Annotated in this window: 10 protein-coding genes; 1 reads left to right on the forward strand and 9 read right to left on the reverse strand. The window is 70.3% G+C overall.

The features are described from left to right. The coding region (locus ABD250_RS14040; RefSeq protein ID WP_344392866.1) for a transposase at positions 1-1,063 on the reverse strand (1,063 nt) is incomplete at its 3' end. A 109-nt stretch (positions 1,064-1,172) separates the two neighbouring features. Between ABD250_RS14040 and purU the strand changes: the two genes are divergently transcribed. Further along, on the forward strand, positions 1,173-2,039 hold the full coding sequence (gene purU, locus ABD250_RS14045) for a formyltetrahydrofolate deformylase (RefSeq protein WP_182610499.1): 867 nt from the start codon (positions 1,173-1,175) through the stop codon (positions 2,037-2,039). Positions 2,040-2,065: 26 nt separating this feature from the next. Here purU and ABD250_RS14050 read toward each other — a convergent pair whose 3' ends face one another. The 8 genes from ABD250_RS14050 to ABD250_RS14085 form a co-directional block, all read right to left on the reverse strand. Continuing rightward, entirely contained in the window at positions 2,066-2,776 is a 711-nt protein-coding gene (locus ABD250_RS14050) for a MerR family transcriptional regulator (RefSeq protein WP_182644847.1), read from the reverse strand. Continuing rightward, positions 2,773-3,054, reverse strand: coding sequence for a DUF2516 family protein (locus ABD250_RS14055; RefSeq protein WP_182658727.1), 282 nt, complete (start codon positions 3,052-3,054; stop codon positions 2,773-2,775). The genes ABD250_RS14050 and ABD250_RS14055 overlap by 4 nt, the downstream gene beginning before the upstream one ends. Before the next feature lie 197 nt (positions 3,055-3,251). Next, on the reverse strand, positions 3,252-4,295 hold the full coding sequence (locus tag ABD250_RS14060; RefSeq protein ID WP_241730657.1) for a hypothetical protein: 1,044 nt from the start codon (positions 4,293-4,295) through the stop codon (positions 3,252-3,254). Between the two features lie 79 nt (positions 4,296-4,374). Then, positions 4,375-4,896, reverse strand: a complete 522-nt coding sequence (locus ABD250_RS14065; RefSeq protein ID WP_187700505.1) for a helix-turn-helix domain-containing protein — start codon at positions 4,894-4,896, stop codon at positions 4,375-4,377. A 160-nt stretch (positions 4,897-5,056) separates the two neighbouring features. Beyond that, positions 5,057-6,265, reverse strand: a complete 1,209-nt coding sequence (locus ABD250_RS14070) for a DUF445 domain-containing protein (RefSeq protein ID WP_182609723.1) — start codon at positions 6,263-6,265, stop codon at positions 5,057-5,059. A gap of 89 nt (positions 6,266-6,354) precedes the next feature. Further along, entirely contained in the window at positions 6,355-6,663 is a 309-nt protein-coding gene (locus ABD250_RS14075; protein ID WP_179523424.1) for a hypothetical protein, read from the reverse strand. 77 nt (positions 6,664-6,740) lie between these two features. Further along, positions 6,741-9,041, reverse strand: a complete 2,301-nt coding sequence (metE, locus tag ABD250_RS14080) for a 5-methyltetrahydropteroyltriglutamate--homocysteine S-methyltransferase (protein ID WP_182658726.1) — start codon at positions 9,039-9,041, stop codon at positions 6,741-6,743. A gap of 5 nt (positions 9,042-9,046) precedes the next feature. Beyond that, positions 9,047-9,165, reverse strand: a 119-nt coding sequence (locus ABD250_RS14085; protein WP_344393119.1) for a 3-hydroxyacyl-CoA dehydrogenase family protein, incomplete at its 5' end; no start/stop codon positions are given.

Consider the following 9,165-nt stretch of genomic DNA (forward strand, 5'->3'; position numbering starts at 1 on the left):
CGAGCACCTCGATCTGCTCGCCGGCGCCGATGGTGGGATCGGCGGTGACCAGCCCCGCACCGACCGCGGCATCCGAGTTGGCCGGGCCGTTCGTCTTGGTCAGCGAGCACATCGTGGTCAGGCCGGTGTCGGGTTCGACCACGATGTGGGCCTTGAACCCGTCTTGGCGGCGTTGTCGGGTCTTGTGGGCGTGCCGGGCATCGGGGTCCACGGTGGAGATCACCCGATCCGGCGCGGTGCGGCGGGCGATACGCCACCGCCCGTCAGTGCCATCAGAGTCCTCGGCGGGCTCGACGTCCTGGCCGGCCACCAACGCCAACAGCGCCACCGCCTCGGCCGGTCTGCCCCCGGCGGCGGTGATCGCCTCCACATCCAGAGCCTCAAGCAGTGCCAGAGCATCGCCCACCAGGGCGGAAACGAGCTCGTCCCGGGCAGCCTGGTCATCCCAGGCGATGCGGGGCTTACCGGCGACGGTGTAGTCCTGCCCGCACAGCGCCGCCAACCGGGTGCACTCGGTGGAGATAAACTCTCTCGCCCCGGGCACCTCGCGGCCCACCCGGCGGATCTGCGCGATGAGCTGGGCGATCGTGTCCTGACGGGCCACCGCGTCATCCAGGACCGTCGAGTCCAGGGCGCGGCGGGTCTTGGTCTTGACCGCACCGGTCTCGGCGATGACCTGGCGTACCACCTCGAAGATCCGCTGCGGTCGGTCACTGGCGGCCAGCCGGCGCCGCCAATACGTCAACGTCGAGGAGTCGAAACCCTTCGCATCGACCGCGTACCCGCAGGCGGCTTTCCACCGCAGGTCGAATGTCAACGCATCGACCGCCTCCCGATCGGAGTGCCCGAACAGGGCTTGCAGCACGATCACCGAGGCGATCACCTCACCCGGGATCGAGGGCCGGCCCCGGCCAGAGGGAAACAGGTCGGCGAACAACTCGTCCGGGAACAGGCGGTCACGATGCTCGGCCAGCAACGCGAACACACTGCCGGGCTCGAGCAGATGCCCCGCCACCGACTCCACATCCAACAGTTCCCGCTGCCGATCCGACTCACCCTGCATGAGGCACATCATTTCAGTGCCACCCCAACCTCGCAGGCCAGCCACGCCACTTGTTCAGCAGTCTCCTAGCGGGGCTCCCCGACACCCCCTGCTGGCACAATGACCGTTCATGTCACGCCGCTACGTCCTCACGCTGGGTTGCCCCGACCGCATCGGCATCGTCGCCCGCATCGCCACGTTCCTCGCCGAGCTCGGCGGCACCATCGTGGAGGCGGCCTACCACGCGGACGAGAACTCCCGCTGGTTCTTCACCCGGCAGTCCGTGGACGCCGAGTCGATCGGGATGGACCTCGACGAACTGCGCCGTCGCTTCTCCCGGGTGGCCGCCGAGCTCGGCCCGGAGACGGACTGGAACATCGCGGACTCCACCGAACCGAAGGACATCGTCGTCCTGGTGTCCAAGGAGGGACACTGCCTGCACGATCTCATGGGCCGGGTGGACAGCGGGGACTTCCCCGCCCGCATCCGCGCCGTGATCGGCAACCACGACACCCTGCGGGGGATGACCGAGGCGCACGGCATCCCCTTCCACCACGTGCCGTTCCCGGCGGATCCGGCTGAGCGGGGCCCCGCGTTCGCCGAGGTGTCCTCGATCGTCGACGACATCGACCCGCACGCCATCGTCCTGGCCCGCTTCATGCAGGTCCTGCCGGACGATCTGTGCTCCCGCTGGGCCGGTCGCGCCCTCAACATCCATCACAGCTTCCTGCCGAGCTTCGTGGGGGCGCGCCCCTATCACCAGGCGCACATCCGGGGGGTCAAGCTCATCGGGGCGACCTGCCACTACGTCACCGCCGACCTCGACGAGGGACCGATCATCGAGCAGGACGTCATCCGCGTCGACCACGCGGCGACAGTGCAGGACATGGTCCGGCAGGGCCGCGACGCCGAGAAGCTGGTGCTGGCCCGCGGGCTGCGGTGGCACCTCGAGGACCGCGTCCTGGTCCACGACGCCCGGACCGTCGTCTTCACCTGAGACGAGGCCCGGCCACAGGAGCAGGCTCAGCCGCGGGAGAAACCGTGGCGCTCGGTGAGCAGGGTCTCGGCGGCGGACAGGAAGATCAACCGGGCGGCCGCGCCGGCCCGGGGAAGAATCGAGCGGACCCGCTTCTCGAATACGGCCTGGTCCATCCCCGCCCCGCGGACTGTCTCCACCAGAACGGTGAACGCCTCTGCCGCCCGGCTCTGTCCCTCCATGAACAGGCGGCCGATCTTCTCGATACCCTCCTCGTCCACGCCGAGGACGATCAGGTCACGCAGGAGATCGGCCATGTAGACGTCGGAGAAGAAGTGGTCGGCTGCTCCCGGTTCGGTGATCAGACCGAGGGACTCCCCCACGTCGATCAACTCCTCGGGCATGTCGAATGACGCGACCGCCTGGGACTCCGCCCGGGTGAGTCGCCGTCGGGACCCCGAGGGCCTGCGCTCGCCCCGTACGCTCTCGACCTCGAGCAACTCGGCGAGGGTGAACCCGTGCCGCTCGGCGATGAGCAGCTCCTCGATCGTGGCGAAGGTGTATCCCCGGTTGAGCAGGCGCAGGATCAGGTCGAGCCGACTGCGGTGATCCGGCCCGTAGAGCGCGGTCCGGCCCTGTCGGATGGGCGGCTGGAGCAACCCGCGTTCCTGATAGACGCGGATATTGCGAACGGTCGCGCCGGAGGTCTCCGCCAGCTCCTCGATGCGCTGCAGCGGCGCGGACCCCCTGGCACTCACCTGCGCCTGCCGCCGACGGCAGGCTTGACGTCGGCGAAGAACACCCCGACCGCCACCATCGCCACGATTCCGAGGATCCCGAACGGCCGGATCGCGAAGAAGAGGGCGGCACCGGCGCAGATACCGATCCAGGCCGGTTTGGGCCACTTCCCCTCCATCGAGTACGCCGACGCGGGAGGAAGGACCGCCAACACCAGGCCGACGAGCGCCCACGCCACGAGGGCCGCCTGTATCGCCAACTGGATGAGGCCCCAGGTTCCGGGCAATGCATCAATCACAGCCGCCAGTGTAGTCGGCGCGTCCGACACCCCGGCCATCGATGTTCACGGCGTGGAGTTGGGGGTTCGACGGCCCCGTGACGAGAGCCGCCCCCGGCCCGCTCGGGGAGAGCGGGCCGGGGGCGGCTGACTGCGGCCTCAGCCGCGGTGACTCACTTGCTGCCGGAGTCGGACGACTTGTCGGTCGACGACGAGGACTAGGTCGTCGAGGACGACGACGGCGTGCTGGCCGAGCCCGAACCGGAGGTCGAGCCCGAACCCGAGGTCGAGCCCGACGCCGACCCGGAGGTCGACTTGGTCGCCGGGGTCGACGCCGACTTCGACGCCGTGGTCGACTTGGAGGCGGTGGTCGACTTGGAGGCGGTGGTCGACTTCGCGGCGCTCTTGGCCGGGGCCTTCTTCGCCGGGGCCTTCTTCGCGGGAGCCTTCTTGGCCGGGGCCTTCTTCACGGTCGCCTTCTTGGCCTGGGCCGCCTGGGCCTCGACCTTCGCGGCACCGCTCTGGACCTCGTCCGAGGCGGCGTACGCGGCGTCCTCGACCTTGTCGGCGGCCTTGTCGGCGGCGGTACCGGCCTCCTCGGCGGCCTGACGGGCGGCCTTGGACACGCGGCCCGCGGCCTTCACGCCGATCGACCGGGTCTGGCGGGCGACCGTGCCGAGCGCGTCCTCGCCCAGCTCGACCTGCTCCTCCATTGCGCCGGCCGCGCGGGCGACCTGCTCGTTGACGCGGGCCAGGCCGGCCTCGAGCTGCGGGTTCTCCTCACGCAGGCGGGACACCACGTCCTCGCCACGGGCGGCGAGCCCACCGTAGATCCCGGCCGCGACCTCGACGTAGGCGTCGGCGACCTTCCGCAGCTCCTCGGGGCGGAACCGGTTGACCAGCTCCTCCACCTCGGCCGGCAGCGCCTGCACGCGATCGGGGACCTCGGTGACGCGGTTCTGCACGTCCGCCACGCGCTCGGTCACCCGGTTCTGCACGTCGGTCACGCGCTCGTTCACCTTGGTCTGGGCGTCGGTGACGGCCTCCTCCGCGCGACGACGGAGGTCCGAGACCAGCCCGGACACGGCCTGGACCGCGAGGTCGTTCACGCCGACGTAGGCGTAGACCGGGGTGCGCACGGCGGACAGCGCCTGACCGAGCGGGCCGCTCGGCGCGGTGTCCTTGGGGTTGGCCTGCGACTCGGCCTGCGCGGCGGCGGCCTGGGCGGGGGTCTTCTTGGAAACGGGCTTCTTCTGGCTCATGTCGGCTCCTTGATCGTTGTCATGCAGGTGTTGCGGGGTGGGATGTGACGTGGCCCCACGGGGCCGCCGTCGGACGGGCTCAGTGCACGTCGACGACCTGTTCGGCGGCGGTCGCGTTGTTCGTTCGGAACGACTCGTAGATCTCCACGAGCACCTCCCTCTGACGCTCGGTGAGGTCGGGCGCGGTGAGGATGGCGTCCCTCACCGGACTGCCCTCCTTCAGTTCGAGGATCCCGGCGCGGGCGTAGAGCACCTCGGCGGACAACCTCAGACCTCGTGCGATCTGACCCAGCACCTCAGCGGACGGCTTGCGCAGCCCACGCTCGATCTGACTCAGATACGGATTGGAGACGCCGGCACGCTCGGCGAGCTGCCGGATGGACACCTCGGCGGCCTCCCGCTGGGCGCGGATGAACGACCCGATGTCCTGCGACTCGGAGATGCGCTTGTCGTCGTCACCCTGTGGGGCGACGTCGTCGTGACGGGGGACCTCGCCGGTCGGCTTGGCCCTCCGCGCGAGGGTCGCAGCGGTCGGTTCGACCGCCTGCGCGGCGGTGGACCCAGGCTTCCTGCCGGTCTCCCGGCCACGTTTCTCGGCTATGGAGTCCACCTCCCCTCGCCGTGCGTCTCACGTCGTCTGAGGACAACGCTAGCAACGAGTGCTAACTGCAGCAAGCGGTCGGAGCGGTGTGATGGGTCACAGGCTCGCGGCGGGCCGCCTCAGGGGCCGCGTCAACGAACGGGCAGGTCGAATGAGCAGGTCAGAAGACGAGCAGGGTGAACTGATGGATGATCACGCCGACGAGGGCGCCGACGAGCGTGCCGTTGATCCGGATGAACTGCAGGTCCTTTCCGGCGAGCAGCTCGATCTTCTCGGACGCCTCGTCGGCGTCCCACCGCTCGACGGTATCGGCGATGATCGAGGTCACCTCGCCGGCGTAGTTCACCGCCACGTACGCCGCGGTGCGGGTCATGTAGTCGTCGAGGCGCGCCCGGACCTTCTCGTCGTCGACCAGGAGATCGGCCAGCCGGCGCAGGAGGTCGTCGATCTTCACCCGGAGGGTCGAGGAGGAGTCCTCGGTGGCCTCGACGATCATCCGCTTGGCCGCCGTCCAGGCGGAGGCCGCCGCCCGACGGACCTCCTCGCGGTTCATCACCTCCGCCTTGAAGATCTCGAGCTTGTCCATCGTGGCCGGGTCCTGCTGGAGGTCGCGGGCGAAGTCCTCGACGAACCCGATCAGGGCAAGGCGGACCGCGTGCTGCTTGTCCACCTTGATCTGCCAGGTCCACTCGCGGAGCTCGCGGTAGGCGCGGTCGGAGAGCAGCTCGTTGACGAACTGCGGCGCCCAGGTGGGCGCCTTCTCGCGGACCCAGCGGTCGATGGTCTCCGGGTTGGCCTCGACCCACCCGTGGGTGCGGTCGGCCATGAGGTCGAGGAGAGGCAGGTGGCGGCCCTCCTCGAGGAGCTCGGCCAGGATCCGGCCCGCGGGCGGTCCCCACTTCGGCTCCGCGATCCGGGCGACGATGGTCCGCTCGATGATCGCCGTGGCGTCCTCGTCTCGCAGGACCGCCAGGACAGACCGGATCGCCTTGGCCGCCTGGTCGGAGGCGATCGCACGGTGGTCCTCCTCCTGGAGCCACTCGCCCGCCCGCGCGGGGATCCGGGCGCTGCGGACCTTCTCGCTGACCATCTCGGGATCGAGGAAGTTCTCGCCGACGAAGGTGCCCAGCGAGGTCCCCAGCTGGTCCTTCTTCTTGCGGATCAGCGCCGTGTGGGGGATGGGGATCCTCAGCGGGTGACGGAACAGCGCGGTGACCGCGAACCAGTCCGCGAGGCCACCGATCATCCCCGCCTCGGACGCCGCGCGCACGTACCCGGCCCACGCCCCGGCGCCGTTGGACAGCGAATACTCCGCGAAGAGGAAGATGATCCCGGCCACGACCAGGAACCCTGTCGCGACCAGCTTCATGCGGCGGAGCGCAGCCCTGCGCTCCGCGTCGGTCGCCGGGTCACCCGCGACCAGGGCGGAACCGCCCGCCGCGGCGACCGGGTCGAGCGTCAGTGTGCGTCCTTGCGCCCGTACTTGCGGAACCCGATCATGCACACCGCGAGGCCGATGACGAAGACGACGACGGTGGCCACGACCGCGGCCACGACCAGACCGAGGGACACGTCCATGTCGTCGGTGTAGAAGGCGAGCGCCGTGATGGGCAGACCCAGCATGCTCATCGCCAGCAGCATGATGGCCGAACCGGCGTAGATCTCGGTCGAGTACAGCGGGTAGGTGGGCGCCACCTCGGTCGCGTACTTCGGGTAGTACTCCTCGACGATGGCAGCACCAGTGTGCTCGAGGGTCTGACCGGCCATGATGTCGTCCTCTTTCGTCTACTACCGATCCCGGACGCGGCGGCCCGGGAGTTGCTTGACCCGATTCTATTGGAACCTCAGGTCCCGCGGGCAACCGCCCGGCGGATTCGTCGCGCCGCGGTGACCAGGTTGCGCAGACTCGGCTCCAACTGCCAGGTGTAGCGGGTCTTGAGCCCGCCGTCCGGGACCGCCCAGAGGCGGTCCACCCCCACCGCCGCCACCGCCTCGAGCAGCCTCTCGTGCAGCAGATCGATGTCCGGGACGAAGCCGGATCGAGACTCGTACACACCCGGGGCCACCTGCCGCGTGAGGGTGTGGTCGGTGAGGGCGTCGAGGACCCAGTCGATCGACCGGGTCGCGACGATCGCGGTCACGTCCGCGTCGAGCCCCTCGATCGCCTCCTTCATGACCTGGAGCGACGAGTAGCTCAGGTGCGTGTGGATCTGGGTGTCCGGCCGGGCACCCGCCGACGCCAGGCGGAACGTCGCCACCGCCCACTCGAGATAGGCCCGCCTGTCCGCGCCCCGCCGCGGCAGCAGCTCGCGGATGGCCGGCTCGTCGATCTGGACGATCGCCAGCCCAGCCTCCTCCAGGTCCGCCACCTCGTCGCGGATCACCAGCGCCAGCTGGGTGGCCACCTCGGGCAGCGCGAGGTCCGTCCGACAGAAGGACCGGGCGAGCATCGTCACCGGCCCGGTCACCATCCCCTTGACCGGCCGGCCGGTGAGGGTCTGCGCGTACCCCGTCCACTCGACCGTCATGGGCGCGGGCCGGGCCACGTCCCCGTACAGGATGGGCGGGCGCACACACCGGGACCCGTAGTGCTGCACCCACCCGTGCCGGGTCGCGGCGAACCCGTCGAGCAGTTCCGCGAAGTACTGCACCATGTCGTTGCGCTCGACCTCACCGTGGACCAGGACGTCCAGGCCGATGTCCTCCTGCAGCCGGATCACCGAGGCGATCTCCTCCCGCAGGTAACCGCAGTAGCGCTCGTAGTCGATCCGGCCGTCGGCCAGGTCCCGGCGTGCCCGGCGGATCTGTACCGTCTGCGGGAACGAGCCGAGGGTCGCGGTGGGGAGGATCGGCAGCCCCAGACGCTCCGCCTGCAGAGGCGCACGCTCCGCGTAGGGCATGCGGACCTCGTCGTCGTCGTCCACCGACGCCGTCCTGGCACGCACGTCCTCCCGGCGCGCACCGGGCCGCACCGGCAGCGGCCGCCAGCGCGGCGTGGGCCCGTCCACCAGCGCGTCCGCCAGTGACACCACCTCGGCGACCTTCTGTCGCGCGAAGGCCAGCGCGTCCTCGAGTTCCGCGGGCAGGTCCACCTCGGCCCCGACGTCGTAGGGCACGTGGAGCAGCGTGCAGGACGTCGAGACCACCAGGTCGGCGAAGGTGGCCTTGAGCTGCCTCAGGTAGTCCAGGACCTCGAACTTGTCCGTGCGCCAGACGTTCTGGCCGTCGACCACGCCGGCGTAGAGCCGCTTTCCGGCCAGTCCCGGGATCGCCGCGAGTTCGTCCGCGGGCCGGTAGCCGTGGACCAGATCCAGACCGATCGCCTCGATCCCCGTGGACGCGAGCGCGGGCAGCGCCCCGGCCAGGTCCCCGTACTGTCCCGTCACCAGGATCCGCGGGCGGCTGGGGACCGCGGACAGCCGGTCGTAGGCGTGCCGGACCTGCTCGACCTCGGCCGGCGTGCGCTCCATGGTCATGCAGGGTTCGTCGAACTGCACGCAGGTCACGCCCGCCCCCGCCAGCGCCTCCAGCAGGGCCTCGTACTGCTCGAGCACCCGGTCGAGCAGCGCGATCGGCCGGAAGCCGGGGGCGGCGGTGGGTGCGGGCTTGCTCAGCAGCAACAGCGACACCGGGCCGGTGATCACGGGCCGGATGTCGACCCCCAGCTCGTGGGCGCGGGCGACCTCCGTCAGCAACTCCGCCGGTCGCAGGCCCAGGACGGAGGAGTCCTCGAACTCGGGCTGGCGGTAGTGGTACGGGGTGCCCTGCAGGGCGACCAGTTCCAGGGGCGCCACGTCGGCACGGCCGCGGGCGAGCGCGAACTGCGTGTCCAGCGGGGACAGATCGCGGACCAGGTCCCGGAAGCGGTGCGGGACGGCGCCGATCAGCAGGGCGTCGTCCAGGACGTGGTCGTAGAAGGAGAAGGTGTGTCCCGGGATCTGCGTGATGCCGGTCTCGCGGAGCTCCTGCCAGGTCGACTCCCGGATCCGGCGCCCCACGGCGAGGAGTTCGGACCGGGTGCCGTCGCCGTGCCAGTACCGCTCCAGCGCGCGTGTGAGCTCGCGGCGCGGGCCGATCCGCGGATACCCCAGCACGCTGGACGCACGGCTGAGAGCGAGGTGCGAGCGTTCGAGCTCCGGGGTCACGGCGGTCAGCGGGCGGCTCGGGCGGCGGCGCGGGGGACGTCGTACCGATAGAAGCCGTGGCCGCTCTTCTTCCCCAGCCGTCCGGCCTCGACCATGCGCAGCAGCAGGGGTGGCGGGGCGTACA

The sequence above is a fragment of the Dietzia cercidiphylli genome, assembly GCF_039531545.1.
GTDB classification, from domain to species: Bacteria; Actinomycetota; Actinomycetes; order Mycobacteriales; family Mycobacteriaceae; genus Dietzia; species Dietzia natronolimnaea.